Genomic DNA, 19,306 nt, shown 5'->3' on the forward strand with positions numbered 1-19,306 from the left:
CATGGCTTTGAAAAACGAAGCGCAGGCGCGCGACATCGGGATCTCGTTCGAATTCTTCCCGCCGAAATCGGAAGAGATGGAAGGTCAGCTCTGGAATACCGTCAGTGAGCTGCAGGACTGGGATCCGGATTTCGTCTCGGTGACCTACGGCGCCGGCGGCACCACCAAGGCGCCGACGCTGACCGCCGTCACGCGTTTCCTGTCGCAGACGCCGCTTGCCACCGCTTCGCACCTGACCTGCGTCGGCGCGACGAAGGAAGAGACGCATCAGATGATTGAGACCTTCCGCAAGGTCGGCGTGACGCATTTCGTGGCGCTGCGCGGCGATGCACCGGGCGGTGCCGGCGCGCCCTACCAGCCGCATCCCGGCGGCTATGCCAATGCGGCGGAGCTCGTGGCCGGCCTCAAGGCGATCGGCGATTTCGAAATCTCAGTCTCCGCCTATCCGGAAAAGCATCCGGAAAGCCGCGACACAGCCGCCGATATCGACATGCTGAAACGCAAGGCCGACAACGGCGCCGACCGGGCGCTGACGCAGTTCTTCTTCGACAACGACAATTTCGAGCGTTACCTGGAGCGGGTGCGCAAGGCCGGCATTTCGATCCCGATCGTGCCCGGCATCATGCCGATCCAGAACCTGACGCAGCTCAAGCGTTTTGCCGGCGCCTGCGGGGCGATCATCCCCGGCTTCCTTGACGAGCGTTTTGCGGGCTTTGACGACAAGCCCGAAGAACGGGCGAAGGTCGCAGCCGATGTCGCCACCGAGCAGATCGAAGATCTCGTCCGGCGCGGCATCCGCGATTTCCATCTCTATACGATGAACCGTTCGCCGCTGGTTTCCGCCGTGCTCGACAATCTCAGCCTCTCCCGCCGGGCGGCAAAAAACGCCGGCGCGGCTGCCTGATTTTCCGCGTCCATCAAAGTGAAAAGCGCATGTCGGGCGGGACATGCGCTTTTTCATTGGCGGATTGATCAGGGGAGTTCAGGTACTACCAGTCGTCACACCCCGCCGGCCAGCTCAGATAAAGAGCATGGACAGGACGAAGGCAAACGCTGCACTGACCAACAGAACATTCAAGGATTGCGTGAGTCCCATGTCTGTCTCCTCGCGTTAACGTGCCAATAATATGTCGGAAATGTGTCGATTGGGAAGCGGAATCTATGCTGCACCGCGGAACAGAGCGGTGGATAAGTCGGACAGCAAATCCGCAAGCCGTTGAAATCGAAGGCCTATTCGCGACAAAATCTTATTCACAAAATTTAACATGCGGTTAAATCGGGCGATTGCCGATTTACCTATGCGCCTGAAACATGGCGCGCAGTCAAGCGGTTGAAATCATGCGGGATTTGCAACTATACTTCACGCTGCCCTGGCCAGCAGGCGATAGGCACGGCCGTCGAGAATGACAAGGCCGAAGCCGATCAGCGCCATGCCGGCGAGTTCGGCAAGGGTGAGCCGCTCGCCGAGGAAAAGCACACCGAGAAGGATGGCGCTCGGCGGCACCAGCAGCGTGACGAGCGAGGCGTTGGTGGCGCCGGCCGCCGCCATGATCCGGAAATAGAGAATATAAGCGAAGGCGGTCGATACCAGCGCCAGCGCCAGTACGGCGACGACGATATCGAGCGTTGGCCAGGGGAGCGCCCAGGGATGATCGGCCAAGAGCGACAGTGGCAAGGTGATCAACGAGGACGCCGTCAGCTGGCCGGCTGCGGTAACGGGGGCCGGAATAGTCTTGAACCGCTTGCCGTAGGTGGCTGCGAACCCATAGGAGACGGCGGCAAGTACCGGAAGCAGCAGCGCCCAGAGCGGCGCTTCGCCACTGGCCGACAGGCTGGGGCTGATCAGCACGATCGTTCCGGCCAGGCCGACGAGGCAGCCGGCAATCTTGGCAGATGACAGCTTCTCGTCTGATGTGACGTAGTTGGCGATCAACACGGTCCAAATCGGCGTCGTCGCGTTCAGGATCGCCGCAAGGCCGGCGCCGATACGGGTCTGGCCGAAGAAGATCAGAGCGTGCGGCAGGGCATTGTTGATGAGCCCGAGGATCAGGAATTCGCGCCAGCGGGCTCCCAGGATCGGATAGATGCCGAAACGGCCGGCGATGTAGATGTGCAGCGCAATCGCGGCCAGCAGCAGCCGGAGGAAGACGAGGGTCAGCGGCGGGACATGTTGGACGGCGATGCTGGCAAAGAAGAAAGAGCCGCCCCAGATGAGACCGAGCAGGAGCAGCAGGCTCCAGGTCCAGGCATTCATTCTGTTGTCCATGCCGCCTTCCTCCATCCCAAGCCGCGTCGCCGCCGTCGCATCGAAACCCGACCGCGGATCCTCACCATCTGCCTTAACGCCGATGGCGCGCGGCGCCACCCGTTTCTTGCGAAGCGAGCGGCGGAGCGGCAGCGGCGATCAGAGGGCGTTGAGGAGCGCCGGCGTCGCCCAGCCGTCGGCCGGTATGCCGAGACGCTGTTGTTCCTTCTGGATCGCGATACGCGTGCCGGAGCCGAGGATGCCGTCGATCTCGCCGACATCGTGGCCGAGCGACTGCAGCTTGGTCTGCAGCGTCTTCATTTGGTCGTTGGCAAGACCCTGTTCAGGCGTGCCCTTGAGATAGGTCGGGGCGCCGGAAAGCCGGGTCGCGAAATAGGCGGCCGACGTCGTATAGATGAACGACTTGTTCCATTCGAGATAGATCTTGAAATTCGGATAGGCGATGAAGGCCGGTCCCATGCGGCCCTGCGGCAGCACAAGGTCGCCCTCGAGATCGCCGAAAGCGGTGTTGCCGTCGCGCGGCTCGACGCCGAGCGCGAACCACTCGCTGGCCTTCATCGTGCCGCCAAGGCCGGATTTCTCGAATGGCAGATTGTCGGGCAGGGTGACTTCCTGCAGCCAGGGCTGGCCGCGCTCGAAGCCGAGGTGCTGGATGAATTTCGCCGCCGTCAGGACGGCGTCAGGGCTGCTCTGCTTCAGGCGGACATGGCCGTCGCCATCGCCGTCCATGCCGTAGGCGATGATGTCGCGCGGCAGCATCTGCACCTGGCCGATTTCGCCGGCCCAGGCGCCGGTGTTGGTGGCAGGGTCGAGGTCGCCGTGCTGGACCATCTCGATGAGAGCGATCAGCTGCGGGCGGAAGAGCTCCGGGCGACGGCAATCGTGTGACAGCGTCACCAGCGCGTTGCGGGTGTTGAAGTCGCCCTGGACGGCGCCGAAATCGGTTTCCATCGCCCAGAAGGCGGTGATGACGCCCGCGGGAACGCCGAATTCCTGCTCGGCCCGGGCAAAGACGTCGGCATACTGCTTCATCTTCTGGCGGCCGATGTCGAGGCGGGCCTGGCTGACGGTACGCTGGGAAAATTCGAGGAAGGTCTGCTTGAAGACGCCCTGGGCGCGATCCCGGCTAAGCACCTTCTGGTCGATCTCGGCACCGGCAAGAGCTTGGTCGGCGGCCGCGCCACTGGCGCCCGCGGCAACCGCATCGGCCTTGACGCCCTCAAGGAAGGCGGACAGATCGCCGCCGCAGGGCGCTGCCGAGGGGGCGGAGGCGGCAGGCGCCTGCTGGGCGGCCGCACCGCCGGCAAAGGTCAGGGCAAACAGGAAGGCGAGTGCAGAGCGGCTTGTGAGCGAGCGGTGCATGAAATGCGGTCCTTATAGAAAAATAGCAAATGGATGCCGTCGCTTTCCCAGAGGAATGTGACGGAAGCAAGAAACATTGAAAGAGGTTACTAAGAATTTCTATCCTTGGAAACGGTCGCGACCCAGTTGTTCCAGTTCTTTGCGCTGCCGGCAAAGACGTTGATGTCGGTCGGCCCCTTGATGCCGGGAACAACGCCGGTCGAGGTATACTGCCAGAAGGCCCAGCGGCGGTCGGAATAGGTCGCCTCGGGGTGCTTGGCCACGGAGCGCACCCAGAAATGATAATCCGGGAAGTGGCCGACGAGATTCTCCCGGTGGAAATCGACCGAAGTGTAGATGATCGGGCGTTTGCCGTAATAGGCCTCCAGCCGGTCCATGAAGCGCTGCATTTCGGCGCGCACGGTTGCCGGATCGGGGCGATAGCGGCAGGTCTTCGATTCGCCGTTCCATTCGACGTCGAGCACCGGTGGCAGGCGCATGGCGTCCTTCGGGACGTTGCTTATGAACCAATCGGCCTGCTGGTCGGCCGAGGAGCAGAAATAATAGAAATGATAGGGAGCGTGCGGGATGCCGGCGGCGCGGGCCTCGCGCCAATATCCATCGAAGCGGGCATCGAGCCTGTCCTTGCCTTCCGTCGCCTTGATGAAGGCGAAGGCGACGCCCGAATTCTTCACGCTCGCCCAGTCGATATCACCCTGCCATTTGGAGATGTCGATGCCGTGCACATCGTTCTGATGCGGGTGCTTCGCGCCAAAATTCTGCGGATCGGTGTCCTTGAAGCGCGTTTTCGGGTTGATCGATGCCGTTTCGAAGGAGTCATAACCGGAGGAGGAGCAGCCGGCGACCATGATGGCCAGAGGCAGAACGCAAAACAAAAGCCGGCGCATGGGTATCCCGTCGTGAACCGAATGATCTCTTTGCCCCACAGCCTGACCTTCGAAAATGACGAGCCCAGCAGAGGAATAACCCTCTTTTCACCATATCAACGTAAAAAATCGGTTAGTTTCAAGCGAATTATCAGCGCTTGCTGACAATTGCGGCCCGCCAGGCATAACCGCCGCCGACGGTTTCGAAGATCAATCGCGCATTGTTCTCTTCGGCTTGGGCTTCCAGGACCTCGCGCAGGTCGCGGCGCGGGGTGACGTGGAACTTGGCGAGCCAGGACTGGAGCATGCGGCGGAACCAGCGCGGCAGGCCTTCCTGCTGGCCGAAATCGACGATGTGCAGCTGGCCGCCGGGATTGAGTGCGGCGATCGACGCATCGACGGCGCGCTCCCAATCCGGGATCATCGACAGGGCATAGGAGATCAGGATGCGGTCGAATCCGCTGACGCCGAATTCGCGCGGCGTGAAGGCCGTGGCGTCGGCGACGCGGAATTCCGGAATCGTCGCCTTGGTGGCGAAGGTCTTGCGGGCTGAAATCAGCATTTCCTGGGAAATGTCGAGGCCGAACAGCTTGGCAGTCGGGAAATGCCTGTGGGCGAAGGCCATGTTGCGACCGGTGCCGCAGCCGACTTCGAGCAGGGTGCCGCCCTCGGGCACGTCGAGATTGCGGATCGTTCTGTCGCGGCCGAGAAGGTAATATTTGCGCGTCAGGTCGTAGATATGGCGCTGGTAGCGGTACATGCCATCCATCAGGCTGGCATGTTCGTCGCTCATTCCCGCCGTCTCGGTGCCGACCTTGCTCACGCCTTCTTCCCGTAGATGTGGAAGCCGCCATAGATCGCCGAGCGATCGAGCGCGGTCAGTTCGCGTGACTTCTCTTCGAAGTAGTCCCATTGGTCGCGGATCGAAGGAGACAGGCGGCCTTCGATGATGCTCTTTTCGGCGGCGGTGCGGAAGATCACCCGGGCGCCGTCGCGCGCCGTGCGGGTGATTTCCCGCCAGACGTCGTTCAACTGCCCGTCGGTCATCCAGTCCTGCGCGTCGAGCAGAATGTAGCGGTCGCGCGAGGCGGCCGGCTCGCGGGCCAGAAGCTCGGTGAAGCTTGCGTGGTGAACGTTGACGCGGTCGACATTGGCGCGGATCACCTCATAGTGCTCCGGCTTCAGATAGGTCGGCAGCGGGCCTTCCTCTTGCGTGCCGTAGCGGCGGCCGAAGGCCTGCCAGGCGAAATAGTTGTCGCGCATCGGGAAATGACAGGCGAGCTTTTCCAGGCGGTGCTTCAGCACCGGCGCGATCGAATGATCGGCAGCAAGGCTTGCGAGCTCGTCATATTGCTGCGGCGGAATGCCGAGGCCGAAGAGCGAGCTCTTGCGGCCGGTGATCCAGCGCACGACCGGTTTTTCGAAAAGCGGCGCGATCTGCTCGTCGAAGAACTGGCGCTGCTCGCGGATCGACCGGGTCTTGGTCATCTCGCGCAGCTTGACGCCGTGCAGGCGGGCAAGAAGGTGGGCTGCGCCGATGAAGCGGCCGAGCAGGCCGGTTTCATAGATGTTGCGGTCGAAGACGGTGACGCGGCGGCGGCCGAACTTGCGGCCGTTCCAGTAGCTGCGGGTCGTCTCGTCGAGCCTGGCGGCAAGATGCCGGTCGTAGGCGCGGCTGTTCGATTTTTCGTTCGGCATTGCCAGGAAGCGGACGAGGTCGGCGTGATCCGGCAGATGCTTGAAGGCGGCAAGCTTCAGGCGGTTCAGCGCGATATGGTGCGGGTTGAGATCGACGACGTCGATCGAGGCCGGCGCCTTGGAGAGATAGGCGAGCATGTTGCAGCCGCCGGATCCGATGGTGACGATGCGATGGTTGGGCTTCAGCTCCATCGCCTGCATGTCGAGATCCGGATCTTCCCAGATCTGCGGGTAGACGAGGCCGGAGAAGAGGAGGCCGAAGAGACGCTCGGAAAAACCTTCCTTCGAAAAAGCCTTGTGGCGGAGAAGGGCGTCCTTGAGTTTCCGGTTCTTGCGGAAGCCGGCATCCGGTGCAAATTCTGACATGAGTTCTGTCACCTTTTTAGCGTTCAGGGCGTGTAGCGCGCCACTGCTACAGTTTGATGACGCGGGCTGTGGGCGCCGGTCTCGGGAGGCTCCGGCATCAATGAAGAGTGATCGGAATGGCGCGCCTTCTTCGCGCCGCCCCCCTTTCCGACCGGCGCGATTCCTGCTTCTCTCCCGGCATGGAGGAATGCCATGCGATTTGTGCTGCGTGTCCTGAAGGCGCTTGCTCTCCTTGTGGTTCTCATCATCGCTGCCGGGACCGGCTGGCTCTTCGCCCGGCCGCCGGAGCTGTTGCGCGTCGGGGACGGCTACGCCGCCAAGATCGTCTGCTCGAATGTCTTCATTGCCGGCCGGGATGCCGACGATGTGCTGCATGACGACGTCCAGGCGCCGGGAAATCCGCTGCTGAGGCTGGTGCGCGTCAGTGTCGAGCGCGACAGCGGCCGGGTGACAGCGCGCTTCATGGGGCTGTTCGCATCGAGTTATGCGCTCTATCGCGGCAGTCTCGGCTGCACCAGCGTGCCGGACGGCAATTTCGAGGCGGCGATTAACGCGGTGCCGTTCGATGCACCGGCCAAGATGCAGGCGAACGACGCGGTATGGCCGCAAGGCGAGGGCAGCGGCAATCAGCCGGACGCGAAGATCGCCGCGGTGCTGGCCGATTCCCGCTTTGCCGGCCCGGCGATGCGGGCGATCGTGGTCGTGCGCGACGGTCGTATCGTCGCCGAAGCCTATGGCCGCGGATTTTCGGCGAAGACGCCGCTGATCGGCTGGTCGATGACGAAGACGGTGAACGCAGCCATCCTCGGCCGCCTGATGCTCGACGGCAAGGTTTCCTTCGACGACGATCACTTGATGGCGCAATGGAAGGACGATCAGCGCTCCAGGATCAAGGTCTCCGACCTGCTCGGCATGGAGAGCGGCCTTGCCTTCAATGAGGATTATGGCAGCGTCGCCGATGTGACGCGTATGCTTTATCTCGATCCCGACATGGTATCGCTGCCGGCCAATGTGCCGATGGAGGCGGCACCCGGCCAGCGCTTCCGCTATTCGAGCGGCACGGCGGTGCTCTTGTCACGCATCTGGATGGACAAGGTCGGCAATGCGCAAGCAGCTTTTTCTTATCCGCATGACGCGCTCTTCTCCCCGCTCGGCATGAGCAGCGCCGTCTTCGAACTCGACGCGCGCGGCACCTTTGCCGGAAGCTCCTATCTCTACGCGACGGCGCATGACTGGGCCCGCTTCGGACAGTTCCTGCTGCAGGATGGCGTGTGGAATGGCCGGCGATTGCTGCCGGAGGGGTTCGTCGGCGCCATGCGCACGCCGACGGCAGCGTCGAACGGCCGCTATACGCAAGTCCAGGCGTGGCTTGCGCCCGGCAGCTCGAACGCCGCGTTCGGGCTGCCGGAGGATACGTTCTGGCTGTCGGGGCATGACGGGCAGAGCATGGCGATCGTGCCCTCCGCCAATCTGGTCATCGTCCGGCTCGGCCTGACGCCGGGCTGGCTCGGCTATCAGCCGCAGGCGCTTCTCAAGGCGGTCCTGGAGGCGTCGCCGCAATCGCGAGTGCCGCAACAGCAGGCAGGACCAGAGCGGCAGGTCGAGACGCAGCCATAGGCGGCAGCATCGAATCCGTTTCTAGAGCCTTTCCTGGTTAGATTGAAGCATTCTGTTGGCTCAAACGGAGTCGGATGGTCGACCGGCCGGCGCGCGTCGTAGCCCCGCTCTACGGCCAAGCCGGCCGGTCGAGCAGACGGCCCGTTTCAGCCAACCTGAAAGGCCGGGCATCTTTCCGCCAGGATCAGAGGCGATCGGCTCGGACGTACCAAGGGGTATGCCCGTCGCCAATCGCCTCTGCCCTGACGAAAACCTGCTCCGGCAGAATGCTTCAATCTAACCAGGAAAGGCTCTATTGTGGTTGTCAGTAATTGCCATGGGCGATGTCGTTCATGCCCTTGCGCTTGGCGTCATAATAATAGCCCCGCGCATAGAGGCGGACGGCATCATCTTCCTTGTTGTCAGAGACGAGCCAGGCGCCACGCAGATATTTCGCGGCATATTTGATGTTGGTCTCGGCATCGAAGAGGCCGCCCGGCGCACCGTCATAGCCCATCGATTTGGCGGTATTGTACTTGATCTGCATAAGGCCGAAATAGCCGCGCTTGTTGTAAGCCTTCGGATTGTAGCGGCTCTCGCGATGGACGATGCGGTGGAGCAGCGTCTCGGGAATCGCATAAATCTTCGAATATTTCTGGATGAGCTTGGTGACGAAACTCTTCTCGACGGTCGGCGCGTCGTCCTTATCGTCGTCGCTGAACATTGGGGGAGCCGTCGGCGGATCGATCGGACCGGATTCGTCGAAGCCGTAATCCATGCTGGAACGCGGCGTCGTGTCGACTGCCGCAAGTGCCGTAAGCGCATTGTTCTGCGGTGTCGCGGCAAAGGCAAGCTGCGTCGCCGGCTGTGCCGGGGCCACCGGACGCGGCGTCGGCACGACGGATTGGATCGCCGTCATCTCGGGCGTCAGGGGGATCTGCGCATAGGCTGCCGGCTGTATGCCTGCCTGCATGGTGAGATCGGCGGGCTGAGACGCGCCAACCGTCGGCATCGCCGTTGCGGTCAGAGAGGGCGACGTCTGCGTTTGCGGAAGCATGGCGCTCGCGACAGCCTGGCCAGCTGCGCCCTCGGCCGTCGGGATTGCGGCCAATGTGACGTCTTCGCCGGGCTTGGGTGTCGGCACCACGGTCTGAGCGGCTGTCAGTTCGGCCTGAGACGTGTATTCGACGCTCGTGCAGCCAGTCATCACGCCGCAGCAGAGAACCGTAGAAACGACAAGACTGCGTTTCAGGCCGGACAATCCGATCGCTACCATTCCGTCACTTTCGTGAAATCGCGCCGCCCAGCAGCGTTATAAAAGTTACTAAAAAGCTTAAACCCTGCCGACCCCATTAACGTATTCGTGGCATTCCGGCAACCACGGAAAATTTTTAGAGCCTTTCCTGGTCAGATTGCATCACTCTGTTGGCTCAAGCGGAGTCGGATGATCGACCGGCCGGCCCGTTTCAGCCAGTCCGAAAGGTCGGGCATCTCTCGCCAACATTAAACGCGGTCGGCTCGGACGTGCCAAGGGGTATGCCCATCGCCAATCGCCTCTGCCCTGACGAAAATCTGCTCCGGCAGAACGCTTCAATCTGACTAGGAAGGCTCTAAGCTGCAATACGGCGATAGCCGGCCGTTACGGCGCCCGCAGCGATCAGCAGAGTGCCGCCGGTTCGGTTTACGGCGCGCTGGACGCTTGCCTTGCGAATCAGTCCGCGCGCCCTATGGGCGAGGAATGCGTAGGTGGAAGCGTTGAGGATCGCCAGCACGAGGAAGGTCGCTTCCATGATCGCCATCTGCCCGAAGAAGGGGAGGGCCGGGTTGAGAAACTGCGGCACGAAGGCGACAAAGAAGACGATGCTCTTCGGATTGAGGGCGGTGACGACGTAGGCGTGGAGGAAAATCCTGAGCGTTCTTTCCTCCGGAAGATTGTCGTTGTCGGCAACCGGCTCACCGATGACAGGAGCCCGCCAGAGCTTGATTCCGAGCCATATCAGGTAGGCGCCGCCGATCCACTTGAGGACAGTGAAAAGAGTAGCAGAGGCGGCAAGGACGGCGCCGAGACCGAAGAGTGAAGCCGTCATCGCGGTGAAGTCGCCGAGCGCCACGCCGCTCACCGTCGCAAACGCCATCCTGCGTCCATGGCCAAGCGCATATGAGACCACGAGCAGTATCGTCGGTCCCGGTATGGCCAGCATAATGGCGGATGCGGCCGCAAAAGCGAGCCAGGCTTCAAACGACATGGTGTCTCCTCCCATTCCTCAGGAACAAGCAAAGACACCTTATTAACCATCCGTCAATCATGCTTCTTTGTATTTCTGGCCTATATTGTCCATGACTTCGGCAAACCATGCCGTCGAAAGGTCAAAAGCCTTCCCGCCCTTGATGCGCGGGAATTCTATAGTGCGCAATTTACCGTTCTGCGATTCATCATGGCCGGTGACGCCGGACACCTTATTGAGTGCGCTTTCGACGGCGAGATCGACCATGCTCTGGATCAGCCTGAGGTCGTCGCTGTTTGCCGGCGCCGAGCGGGCGAAATAGCCTGATTTCTGCACCAGGGAACGCTCGGCGTTCAGGAGGCTGGCGAACTGCTTCTGGAACCATGCGCCGACGTTGATCGTGTCGATCTTCACATGGCCGAAGGCATCACGTTTGACGGTCTCGCCGGCGGCTTCGCGCTCGGCGACAATGGCGTCGAGGCAAGCGCCTTCCGACACGAAGACGGTGGCATGGCCGGTGCGATCCATGACCTCCTTCAGCCGGGCGGCCTCGGCATCGAGATCGAACGCCATTTCGGGCAGATAGACCGCGTCGATACCCTTCAGCTGCGCATCCATCATCAGACCGTCGACATATTGATTGCGGCTGGTGCGCTGGAGATAGGCGCGGGCGGTGGCGGCCGTCAGCCAACCGCAATGGCGTCCCATGACCTCGTGGATGACGAGGGTGCGGGGGGCGGCGGTCTGCTCGTTGCCGACATTATCGAAGAAATTGGCGCCAACCTCGGCGGCCGTCCAGGCGCCCAGCGACTGGCGGATCGGCACGACATCGTTGTCGACGGTCTTCGGCAAGCCGACGACGGTCAGATCGTAGCCGTTGGCGGCGAGGTAGGCCGCAAGGTCGGCGGCTGTGGTGTTGGTGTCGTCGCCGCCGATCGTGTGGAGAATGGTGATGCCGTCATCGGCAAGGCGTTCGGCGGCGACCCTCAGCGGGTTCTCGCCTTCCTTGACGAGGCCGCGCTTGACGCAGTCGGCGGCGTTGGTGAGCTTGACACGGCTGTTCCCGATCGGCGAGCCGCCATAGCGGTGCAGCAGCGGCGCCTTTTCACGCATCTGACGGGTGATCTCGATGCTGTCGCCGAGCAGTACGCCCTGGTAGCCGGACTTATAGGCGACGATATCGAGTTCAGGGGCAACGTCGCTGTAGCGTTCGATGAGGCCGCCGACAGCGGAGGAAAGACAGGGTGCGAGGCCTCCGGCGGTCAGCATTGCAACTTTCTGCTTGGCCATGATTCCTCCTATGGCGTTTCGATGCGGCGGCGCTGGCTAAGGCGCGTCGCATCGAACTTCGTTTATGCGATGCGTTTGCCCGTTGTATGTGCATGCCGTGTTCCGGGGCCGCCGTAGAGTTCCGGGGCGACATGCATCAGCGCATGGATGCGGCAGGGAAGGGGGCCTGTAAAGTAAAGAATTTGCGAAAAACGCAGCCTTGCCCGCTTTGCGGCCGGAAGGGTTGATATAATCGTTTCAAGCCCGACACGCGGACCGAGAACTGTTGTGGAAATTGCGGCGTCGCGTCGCGCGCCTGTGAGAACGGTGGGGCAGTGCGCGCCATTCCTTCAATCGAAAGGTGAATCGTTTGCTGCGGTGCGACAATTACCAAATCGTGAAAACTGTGTTCGCGCCTAGGACCAATCGTCGCCTTGCAAAGGCTACGATTCTTTGATCAAGCTGTTTGCTTATAAGTTGACAAGTACGCGAGATTTTCAATGTCCTTCTGGGAAAAACTGGTGAATGCCATTGGCAATACTGCGGGCAATGCGCTGTCCGCGGTGGTCGAGGCCATCCGCACGGTTTTCGAAGGCGATCCGGAGACACGGCGGAAGGTCGCTTTCTCAGTGGCGATCATCGCGCTTTCGGCGAAGATGGCCAAGGCCGACGGCATCGTCAGCGAGAGGGAGGTCGAGGCTTTCCGCGAAATCTTCGAGTTTCCGCAGGATCAAGCGAAGAACGTCGCCAGACTTTATAATCTCGCGCGTCAGGATGTTGCCGGCTATGAGGCCTATGCCGAACGTCTCTCCGCGCTCTGCATTACCTGTGCGGCCAATTGCACGGTGCTGGAAGATGTGCTCGATGGCCTCTTCCATATCGCCAAGGCCGACGGGCTGATTCATGAAAAGGAATTGAATTTCCTCAGTCACATCGGCGCGATCTTTCAGATGAGCGAGACCCGCTTCGAGCAGATCGCCGCTCGCCATGTCTCGTCCGGCGGCGATCCCTACAAGGTGCTCGGCGTGTCGCCCTCCGACGATTTTCCGACGATCCGCCGCCGTTACCGCGGCCTCGTCAGCGAACATCATCCCGATCGACTGATCTCGCGCGGTGTGCCGAAGGAATTCCATGTGATTGCCAATGAACGCATGGCGGCACTCAACGCAGCCTATGCGGCAATCGAGAAGGAACGCCGCGCCGCATGACCTCCTTCGAGGCGGATTACGCGGGGGCTTGCGTGCGGCCGTCGCCCAATCACGGAGAGCGGGCCGACGGGCGTCGCCCGGATATGATCCTGCTGCACTATACCGGCATGCCGACGCCGGATGGCGCGCTCGACTGGCTCTGCCGCGCCGAAAGCCAGGTTTCCAGCCATTATTTCGTGCATGAGAGCGGCGAGGTGATCCAACTCGTGCCGGAGGGCAGGCGGGCGTGGCATGCCGGGAAGAGCAGCTGGCATGGCGAGAGCGACATCAATTCGCTGTCGATCGGCATTGAGATCGCCAATGCCGGCCATCCCGGCGGGCTTCCCGACTATCCGAAAGAGCAGATCGCGGCGGTAATCGAATTGTGTCGGGACTGTGTCAAACGTTGGTCGATCGCGCCGGAACGGGTGCTTGGGCATTCCGATGTCGCCCCGATTCGCAAGGTCGATCCGGGTGAAAAGTTCCCCTGGGCGGAGCTCCACCGGGCGGGCATCGGGCACTGGGTCGAGCCGGCAACGATCACCGGCGGACGCTTCTTCCAGCGCGGCGATGCCGGCCAACCCGTCGAAGCACTGCAGTCGATGCTGTCGCTCTATGGTTACGGCACTGAAATCACGGGGCAATTTTCAGAAAAAACGGCAGGCGACGTGGAAGCTTTCCAGCGGCATTTTCGGCCCGAACGGATAGATGGCATCGCCGATTTCTCGACGATCGACACGTTGCACCGACTACTGTCGGCTTTGCCGCGTTATTCCTGATTCCTCGACAATAACTGAAACGCCGAATTTCGCACTGCAGCGCGAAATTCGGCCTGCCACATCATTTCCCTATTATCTCCTCATTGCGATGGTCTAAGAACCTCCGCCCAGCGGTACTCGGGGTTGTTTTCGAGTTAAACAACGGGCGATATGTGAAACTATAAGAATTGCCGCGAATCCAGCTCGGTCATTGATCTGGTATTCATTATGACAGCGAGGCGCGCCGTCCGGAAATTCTTTGGGTCGGAGTGTTCAAGACTACATGAGAAAACTGATTGTTGTTGCTGCAACATGCGTTGGCATGGTGCTGGCCGGAAATAGCTTTGCCTTTGCGAATGATTGGGGTGTGCGAGCTGATGCGCCGGTGAAGAAAGTCGAGCGTCCTTCGAAGAAGACAGAGCGCCCGTTGAAGAAAGCGGAGCGTTCGGTCAAGCCGGCGAAGCGTCCGCTCAAGACGGCGGAACGCACACTGAAGACGGTCGAGCGCCAGAGCGGTTATCCCGTCGCCAATGTTTCCGGCAATTCCTATTCCGCACTGATCAGCAAATATGCGAACCAATATGATGTACCGGTTGCGCTTGCGACCGCTGTCATCCGTATCGAAAGCAATTTCAATCCGAATGCGCGCGGCAGCCACGGTGAAATCGGCCTGATGCAGATAAAGCCTGCAACTGCCCGCATGATGGGCTATTCCGGCAGCGCCAAGGGCCTGTTCGATCCGGAAACCAACATCAAGTACGGCATGAAATATCTCGCTGCCGCCCATGATCTCGGTGGTGGCGAGACCTGCAACACTATCCTCAAATACAATGCCGGTCACGGCGCCACGCGCATGAACCCGGTGTCCAAGTCCTATTGCGGCAAGGTTCTCGCAATGCTCTGAGCCTGAAGCGCTTATCCCTGACAAGAGCTGGATGATTCAAGATGATTGCCATGGTATCGCTGGAATTTAGCGAGGTGGGATATGGCAGTCGATTTCAGGTTCATCATCATCGGACGCGGCATGATGGGTGCCGCGGCCGCCCGGCATCTCTCTGCGATGGCCGACGGCATCGCGCTGATCGGCCCGCGCGAGCCGGCTGAGCGCAAATCGCATGAGGGCGTCTTCGCCAGCCACTACGACGAGGCGCGTATTACACGGACGTTCGATGGCAATCTGGCCTGGGGAAGTTTCGCCGCCCGCGCGCTCGACCGCTACCGTGAGATCGAGGCAAGGAGCGGCATTTCCTTCTTTTCGGAAGTCGGCTGCCTCTTTACAGCGCCTGAGAAAAGCGAGCAGGACTATATCGATCGGGCGTTGACCGTCAGCCGGACGCTCGGCAACGAGATCGAGACCATCGCACCGTCGCAACTTCCGGGCCGCTTCCCCTTTCTTGCGCTCGATGCTGATTTTCACGGCTATTTTGAACGCAAGCGCGCCGGCCATATCAATCCGCGGGCGCTCGTGCGCGCCCAGGCGATGCTCGCGGAACAGGGTGGCGTTACGCTGATCGAGGCAACCGCGACATCCGTGCGCGACACCGGTGCCCATGTCGAGGTGACGGTCGACGGAAGGCGCTACAGCGCCGAGAGGGTGCTGGTGGCGGCTGGTGGCTTCAGCAATTTCCATGCGCTGCTGCCGCGTCCCGTCGACACCAAGGTGATGGCGCGCACGGTCGTCTTCTATGAAATCGGTGAGCGCGAAATGGCGGTCTTCGGCGACATGCCGTCGACGGTCGTGCTCGGCGACCGCGAAGAGGATCACATTTATATTCTGCCGCCGGTGCGTTATCCCGACGGCAAAATCTATCTGAAGCTCGGCGGCGATACCGAGACGCTTTCTATCAATCGGCTGGAGGATGCCGGCGCGTGGTTCCGTTCCGGCGGCAGCGCTGCCGAGCGCGATCATCTCTGCCGCATCGCCCTGCAACTAATGCCGGCGCTTGCCGGCAGCCCGGTGACATCAGGGCCGTGCGTGGCGAATTTCACGCCGACCGGTTATCCCTATGCCGGGTTCACGCAGTCGCCGCGCATCGCGGTGCTGACCGGCGGCAATTTCGTCGCCGCCAAATCCTCCGACGAACTTGGGCGATTGGGCGCGGTGCTTCTGACCGAAGGGCGGCTTGGCGACTCGGATTTCGGCGGCGAACTGACGCCGGTCTTTGCCTGAAAGGGAGCATCATGGCAGTCGATTTCAAATATATCGTCGTCGGCCGCGGGTTGATGGGGGCGGCTGCCGCGCGGCATCTGGCGCGCCAAGTGGATGGCGTGGCGGTGATCGGCCCGGACGAGCCGGCCGACCGCAAGGCGCATCAGGGCGTCTTCGCCAGCCATTACGACGAGGGGCGCATCACCCGCACCATCGATCCCAACGGCAACTGGGCTCTGCTCGCCAACCGCTCGATCGGCCGTTATGGCGAGATCGCTCGCGACAGCGGCATCGATTTTTATCGCGAGGTCGGCTGCGTCGTCGCCGCGCCTGGTGGAAGCGAATACCTCGAGGAGACGCGGCAGGCCGCTGTTTCGCTCAGCGTCGAAACCAGCCTTCTCGACCAGGCGGGGCTGAAGGCCACCTTTCCTTTCTTTGCCTTTCCCGATGACTGCGCCGGGGTTTTTGAGGCGAGGGGCGCCGGACATATCAGCCCGCGCAAGCTGGTCAAGGCGCAGTCGCTGCTGGCGGAAAAGGCGGGTGCCGCCGTCATCTGCGACCATGCCGTTTCTATCCGCGAGGAGGGCGGGTCGGCTGTCGTCAGAACGGCCGGTGGCCTGACCTATCGCGCTGAAAAGCTGCTGCTCGCCGCGGGCGGATTTTCCATTGCGGAGAATCTGCTGCCGCGTCCCGTTGCAATGACGGTTTATGGCCGGACGGTCACGCTTTTCGAGGTGAGCGAGGCCGATGCCGAGCGTCTTGCGACCATGCCGTCGCTCATTCTCGATATGCCCGGCATCCATATCTATCTGCTGCCGCCGATCCGTTATCCCGACGGCAAATTCTATCTGAAGATCGGCGGCGATCCGGACGATCTGGTGCTCGGTGACGAGGCGGAGATACGCGCCTGGTTCAGAACGGAGGGGCGCGAAACCGTGCGGACGCATCTTCAGCGCATCGCTGCCGACCTGGTGCCCGATCTGGCGCCGCTTTCGATTTCGACGGCCGCCTGCGTGGTGTCCTATACGGAAAGCGGCTACCCGATGATCGGCTACACCTCGTCGCCTGCCATTGCTGTGCTGACGGGATGTGCCGGCACGTCGGCCAAGAGTTCGGACGAAATCGGACGGCTCGGGGCGGAGCTGCTTTTGTCAGGCAGGATCAGCCAGCAGGGCTATTCCACGGATTTCACACCGCAATTTTCCTAAGCCTGTCATTTTTGATGGAAATTGCGCTCTCTCTCGTTTATGTGAGCCCTGCCAGTTGGCCGGGCAGCCGCGCTTTACCAATGCCGAAAGGCGGTAGGGTGAGGAAAGTCCGGGCTCCACGGATACACGGTGCCGGATAACGTCCGGCGAGGGCGACCTCAGGGAAAGTGCCACAGAAAGCAAACCGCCTGTCACGACAGGTAAGGGTGAAAGGGTGGGGTAAGAGCCCACCGCATCTCCGGCAACGGAAATGGCACGGTAAACCCCACCGGGAGCAAGACCGAATAGGGATGACGCGGCGGGCCGAAAGGCCTTCCGGCCGGTTTCCAGGCCAGTCATCCGGGTGGGTTGCGCGAGGCAGCGTGCGAACGCTGTCCCAGAGGAATGGCTGCCACGTTCCGGTTCACGCCGGAGCCATACAGAACCCGGCTTACAGGCCAACTGGCGATTAACTTTCGTGGCGCGAAAATCTCCGATTTGACGAATCACCTCCAGGTAAGCCGCTGAAATCGACAGTTTTCAAGCGGATGCTCATACAATCCTCTGCGCGAAAATTGTTTTTGCGAAAGCACCGTTGCGCGTCTCTTGCGGGAGGGTCATCCTAACCCTTTGTTAAACTTAACGGCTTATAAATTTTTGATCATGCGTCTATTGCAAAGCAGGCGCATCCCATTGACGCCCATATGGTCCCATGCTATCCCAAACTCGCACTGCACTAGGGCAATCACCTGCCCATTCATCGCAAAGCAAAGGCGTCTTCCTCTCTGGAGGCGTCGGAGGGGTTTTCACTCATCCGGCTTGCGAAGCTGTGCCTGATATTGGGAGTTTCGGGCGTCTTTTGGTCCGGATCCCTGCGGGAACGGATGTTTCGTGTGATGAGCCGCTTCCTTTCGAATGCGACCAACAGGATCGATGCCAAGGGCAGGGTTTCCGTGCCTTCGGCGTTTCGTTCCGTGCTGGCGCAGCGCAATGTCCAGGAGCTTTATTGCTTTCAGGACTTTGTGTTTCCGGCGATCAGCGTCGGCGGTCCGGATCTTCTCGAAAGATTCGAACGGCAGATTGCTGCGGAGGATCCGTTTTCGCTGGATGCGAACGAGATGTCGCTTCTGATTCACGGAGGCGGGGTCTTCATGCGGCTCGATGCCGAAGGCCGGCTGATGGTCACGGATTTCATCCGCGGCTTTACCGGTATCTCGGACGAAGTGACCTTCGTCGGTCGGGCAGATCATTTTCAGCTCTGGCAGCCGCAGGCTTTTATGGCTGCGCAGACGCAGGCACGAGGGGAGCGCAAGCTGGCGGGCAAGCGTTCCTGAAAGAGCGAGGGAACGGAATGGCGGCGAATCCTGGCGGAGGTTCAACTGATGCCGGTGGCGGACCGGTTCGTCACATTCCGGTTCTTCTCGATGAGGTCCTCGCGGCGCTGGCGCCGGCGCCCGGCAAAGTCATCCTCGACGGTACATTCGGTGCAGGCGGCTACACCTCGGCCATTCTTGCCGCCGGGGCCGAGGTGATTGCGCTCGACCGCGATCCGACGGCGATTGCGGCGGGCCAGGCGATGGTTACCGCCAATGGCGGCCGTCTCAAGCTCGTTCATTCGCAGTTCTCGCATCTGGCCGATCATGCGCCGAAAGGCGGCCTCGACGGCGTCGTGCTCGATATCGGCGTTTCCTCGATGCAGATCGACGAGGCCGAGCGCGGCTTCTCCTTTCAGAAGAGCGGACCGCTCGACATGCGCATGTCGGCGACGGGTGTTTCCGCCGCCGATGTCGTCAACCGCGCCAAGGTCGCCGATCTCATCCGCATTTTCCATTTTCTCGGCGAGGAGAGCCAGGCGCCGCGCATCGCGCATGCGATCGAGAAGCGCCGCGAGGAAAAACCGTTCGAGACGACGCGTGATCTTGCCGGTCTCATCGAACTGGTCACGCCGCGCAAGATGAAGGACAAAATCCATCCGGCGACCCGCGTCTTTCAGGCACTTCGCATCTTTGTCAATGATGAGCTCGCCGAACTCGCGCACGCGCTGTTTGCGGCGGAAACGGTGTTGAAGCCCGGCGGCCGGCTCGTCGTCGTCACCTTCCATTCGCTCGAAGACCGCATCGTCAAGAAGTTCTTTTCCGACCGCGCCGGCAAGGCGTCGGGGTCGCGGCATCTGCCGGTCGCGCATGAGCGGGCGGCGACCTTTGTGGCGATCGGCAAACCGATGGTTTCGGCAAGCAAGGCGGAGGCGGAGATCAATCCGCGCGCCCGCTCCGCCAAGCTGCGCGCCGGCCTGAGGACGGAGGCCGCCGCCGAGGCTGCCGACATGTCGCTCTTTGGGTTTCCCAATCTCGCCAGTCTCGGAAAGCTTGGAGGTTGA

Annotated in this window: 17 protein-coding genes and 1 other RNA gene; 10 read left to right on the top strand and 8 right to left on the bottom strand. The window is 61.4% G+C overall.

The features are described 5' to 3' along the window. Nucleotide 1 precedes the first annotated feature (1 nt). Nucleotides 2-904 carry a methylenetetrahydrofolate reductase [NAD(P)H] gene (metF, locus tag MHI61_RS09020; RefSeq protein WP_239791732.1) on the top strand — a complete coding sequence of 301 codons (903 nt, stop codon included), beginning with the start codon at nucleotides 2-4 and terminating at the stop codon, nucleotides 902-904. 456 nt (nucleotides 905-1,360) lie between these two features. Here metF and MHI61_RS09025 read toward each other — a convergent pair whose 3' ends face one another. The 5 genes from MHI61_RS09025 to MHI61_RS09045 all read right to left on the bottom strand — a co-directional run bounded on the left by MHI61_RS09025 (nucleotide 1,361) and on the right by MHI61_RS09045 (nucleotide 6,558). Then, nucleotides 1,361-2,266, bottom strand: a complete 906-nt coding sequence (locus MHI61_RS09025; protein ID WP_239791733.1) for a DMT family transporter — start codon at nucleotides 2,264-2,266, stop codon at nucleotides 1,361-1,363. Nucleotides 2,267-2,404: 138 nt separating this feature from the next. Next, nucleotides 2,405-3,628, bottom strand: coding sequence for a lytic murein transglycosylase (locus MHI61_RS09030; RefSeq protein WP_239791734.1), 1,224 nt, complete (start codon nucleotides 3,626-3,628; stop codon nucleotides 2,405-2,407). An 89-nt stretch (nucleotides 3,629-3,717) separates the two neighbouring features. Continuing rightward, nucleotides 3,718-4,515, bottom strand: a complete 798-nt coding sequence (locus tag MHI61_RS09035; protein ID WP_239791735.1) for a glycoside hydrolase family 25 protein — start codon at nucleotides 4,513-4,515, stop codon at nucleotides 3,718-3,720. A gap of 130 nt (nucleotides 4,516-4,645) precedes the next feature. Continuing rightward, nucleotides 4,646-5,317, bottom strand: a complete 672-nt coding sequence (locus tag MHI61_RS09040) for a class I SAM-dependent methyltransferase (protein WP_239791736.1) — start codon at nucleotides 5,315-5,317, stop codon at nucleotides 4,646-4,648. Next, nucleotides 5,314-6,558 (bottom strand): DUF3419 family protein, encoded by a 1,245-nt coding sequence (locus tag MHI61_RS09045; RefSeq protein ID WP_239791737.1) that lies wholly within the window; start codon nucleotides 6,556-6,558, stop codon nucleotides 5,314-5,316. Before MHI61_RS09045 ends, MHI61_RS09040 begins: the two co-directional genes overlap by 4 nt. 192 nt (nucleotides 6,559-6,750) lie before the next feature. On the opposite strand from MHI61_RS09045, the gene MHI61_RS09050 reads away from it, so the two are divergent. Beyond that, nucleotides 6,751-8,175, top strand: coding sequence for a serine hydrolase (locus tag MHI61_RS09050; protein WP_239791738.1), 1,425 nt, complete (start codon nucleotides 6,751-6,753; stop codon nucleotides 8,173-8,175). A gap of 304 nt (nucleotides 8,176-8,479) precedes the next feature. Here MHI61_RS09050 and MHI61_RS09055 read toward each other — a convergent pair whose 3' ends face one another. The 3 genes from MHI61_RS09055 to MHI61_RS09065 all read right to left on the bottom strand — a co-directional run bounded on the left by MHI61_RS09055 (nucleotide 8,480) and on the right by MHI61_RS09065 (nucleotide 11,669). Beyond that, entirely contained in the window at nucleotides 8,480-9,430 is a 951-nt protein-coding gene (locus MHI61_RS09055; RefSeq protein WP_239791739.1) for a lytic transglycosylase domain-containing protein, read from the bottom strand. 334 nt (nucleotides 9,431-9,764) lie between these two features. Continuing rightward, complete coding sequence (locus tag MHI61_RS09060) at nucleotides 9,765-10,400, bottom strand: LysE family translocator (RefSeq protein ID WP_097578785.1); 636 nt, start codon at nucleotides 10,398-10,400, stop codon at nucleotides 9,765-9,767. A 57-nt stretch (nucleotides 10,401-10,457) separates the two neighbouring features. After that, on the bottom strand, nucleotides 10,458-11,669 hold the full coding sequence (locus MHI61_RS09065) for a pyrophosphate--fructose-6-phosphate 1-phosphotransferase (protein ID WP_239791740.1): 1,212 nt from the start codon (nucleotides 11,667-11,669) through the stop codon (nucleotides 10,458-10,460). 479 nt (nucleotides 11,670-12,148) lie between these two features. On the opposite strand from MHI61_RS09065, the gene MHI61_RS09070 reads away from it, so the two are divergent. The 8 genes from MHI61_RS09070 (at nucleotide 12,149) to rsmH (ending at nucleotide 19,306) form a co-directional block, all read left to right on the top strand. Further along, the gene (locus tag MHI61_RS09070) at nucleotides 12,149-12,856 is read left to right on the top strand and encodes a DnaJ family molecular chaperone (RefSeq protein WP_097578787.1); all 708 of its coding nucleotides are present in this window, start codon (nucleotides 12,149-12,151) and stop codon (nucleotides 12,854-12,856) included. Next, nucleotides 12,853-13,614 carry an N-acetylmuramoyl-L-alanine amidase gene (locus tag MHI61_RS09075; protein ID WP_239791741.1) on the top strand — a complete coding sequence of 254 codons (762 nt, stop codon included), beginning with the start codon at nucleotides 12,853-12,855 and terminating at the stop codon, nucleotides 13,612-13,614. Before MHI61_RS09070 ends, MHI61_RS09075 begins: the two co-directional genes overlap by 4 nt. 262 nt (nucleotides 13,615-13,876) lie before the next feature. Further along, the gene (locus MHI61_RS09080) at nucleotides 13,877-14,497 is read left to right on the top strand and encodes a lytic transglycosylase domain-containing protein (RefSeq protein WP_097578789.1); all 621 of its coding nucleotides are present in this window, start codon (nucleotides 13,877-13,879) and stop codon (nucleotides 14,495-14,497) included. Nucleotides 14,498-14,578: 81 nt separating this feature from the next. Beyond that, on the top strand, nucleotides 14,579-15,763 hold the full coding sequence (locus MHI61_RS09085; protein WP_239791742.1) for an FAD-binding oxidoreductase: 1,185 nt from the start codon (nucleotides 14,579-14,581) through the stop codon (nucleotides 15,761-15,763). A gap of 11 nt (nucleotides 15,764-15,774) precedes the next feature. After that, nucleotides 15,775-16,950: an FAD-dependent oxidoreductase gene (locus tag MHI61_RS09090; RefSeq protein ID WP_239791743.1), complete on the top strand. Its 1,176-nt coding sequence runs from the start codon at nucleotides 15,775-15,777 to the stop codon at nucleotides 16,948-16,950. Between the two features lie 51 nt (nucleotides 16,951-17,001). After that, nucleotides 17,002-17,399, top strand: an RNA gene (gene rnpB / locus MHI61_RS09095) — RNase P RNA component class A. Nucleotides 17,400-17,825: 426 nt separating this feature from the next. Continuing rightward, the gene (gene mraZ, locus MHI61_RS09100) at nucleotides 17,826-18,263 is read left to right on the top strand and encodes a division/cell wall cluster transcriptional repressor MraZ (protein WP_239791744.1); all 438 of its coding nucleotides are present in this window, start codon (nucleotides 17,826-17,828) and stop codon (nucleotides 18,261-18,263) included. A gap of 17 nt (nucleotides 18,264-18,280) precedes the next feature. Continuing rightward, nucleotides 18,281-19,306 (top strand): 16S rRNA (cytosine(1402)-N(4))-methyltransferase RsmH, encoded by a 1,026-nt coding sequence (rsmH, locus tag MHI61_RS09105; protein ID WP_239791745.1) that lies wholly within the window; start codon nucleotides 18,281-18,283, stop codon nucleotides 19,304-19,306.

Origin of the sequence: Rhizobium sp. K102 (assembly GCF_022385315.1) — a bacterium.
Classification (GTDB): Bacteria; Pseudomonadota; Alphaproteobacteria; order Rhizobiales; family Rhizobiaceae; genus Rhizobium; species Rhizobium croatiense.

What these genes read in the sequence shown, in the direction of transcription:
- mraZ (WP_239791744.1), top strand. Translation starts at nt 17,826, where the DNA reads ATGAGCCGCTTCCTTTCGAATGCGACCAACAGGATCGATGCCAAGGGC.
- MHI61_RS09080 (WP_097578789.1), top strand. Translation starts at nt 13,877, where the DNA reads ATGAGAAAACTGATTGTTGTTGCTGCAACATGCGTTGGCATGGTGCTG.
- MHI61_RS09060 (WP_097578785.1), bottom strand. Translation starts at nt 10,400, where the DNA reads ATGTCGTTTGAAGCCTGGCTCGCTTTTGCGGCCGCATCCGCCATTATG.
- MHI61_RS09075 (WP_239791741.1), top strand. Translation starts at nt 12,853, where the DNA reads ATGACCTCCTTCGAGGCGGATTACGCGGGGGCTTGCGTGCGGCCGTCG.
- MHI61_RS09065 (WP_239791740.1), bottom strand. Translation starts at nt 11,669, where the DNA reads ATGGCCAAGCAGAAAGTTGCAATGCTGACCGCCGGAGGCCTCGCACCC.
- MHI61_RS09035 (WP_239791735.1), bottom strand. Translation starts at nt 4,515, where the DNA reads ATGCGCCGGCTTTTGTTTTGCGTTCTGCCTCTGGCCATCATGGTCGCC.
- MHI61_RS09025 (WP_239791733.1), bottom strand. Translation starts at nt 2,266, where the DNA reads ATGGACAACAGAATGAATGCCTGGACCTGGAGCCTGCTGCTCCTGCTC.
- MHI61_RS09045 (WP_239791737.1), bottom strand. Translation starts at nt 6,558, where the DNA reads ATGTCAGAATTTGCACCGGATGCCGGCTTCCGCAAGAACCGGAAACTC.
- rsmH (WP_239791745.1), top strand. Translation starts at nt 18,281, where the DNA reads ATGGCGGCGAATCCTGGCGGAGGTTCAACTGATGCCGGTGGCGGACCG.
- MHI61_RS09050 (WP_239791738.1), top strand. Translation starts at nt 6,751, where the DNA reads ATGCGATTTGTGCTGCGTGTCCTGAAGGCGCTTGCTCTCCTTGTGGTT.
- MHI61_RS09090 (WP_239791743.1), top strand. Translation starts at nt 15,775, where the DNA reads ATGGCAGTCGATTTCAAATATATCGTCGTCGGCCGCGGGTTGATGGGG.
- MHI61_RS09055 (WP_239791739.1), bottom strand. Translation starts at nt 9,430, where the DNA reads ATGGTAGCGATCGGATTGTCCGGCCTGAAACGCAGTCTTGTCGTTTCT.
- metF (WP_239791732.1), top strand. Translation starts at nt 2, where the DNA reads ATGGCTTTGAAAAACGAAGCGCAGGCGCGCGACATCGGGATCTCGTTC.
- MHI61_RS09030 (WP_239791734.1), bottom strand. Translation starts at nt 3,628, where the DNA reads ATGCACCGCTCGCTCACAAGCCGCTCTGCACTCGCCTTCCTGTTTGCC.
- MHI61_RS09085 (WP_239791742.1), top strand. Translation starts at nt 14,579, where the DNA reads ATGGCAGTCGATTTCAGGTTCATCATCATCGGACGCGGCATGATGGGT.
- MHI61_RS09070 (WP_097578787.1), top strand. Translation starts at nt 12,149, where the DNA reads ATGTCCTTCTGGGAAAAACTGGTGAATGCCATTGGCAATACTGCGGGC.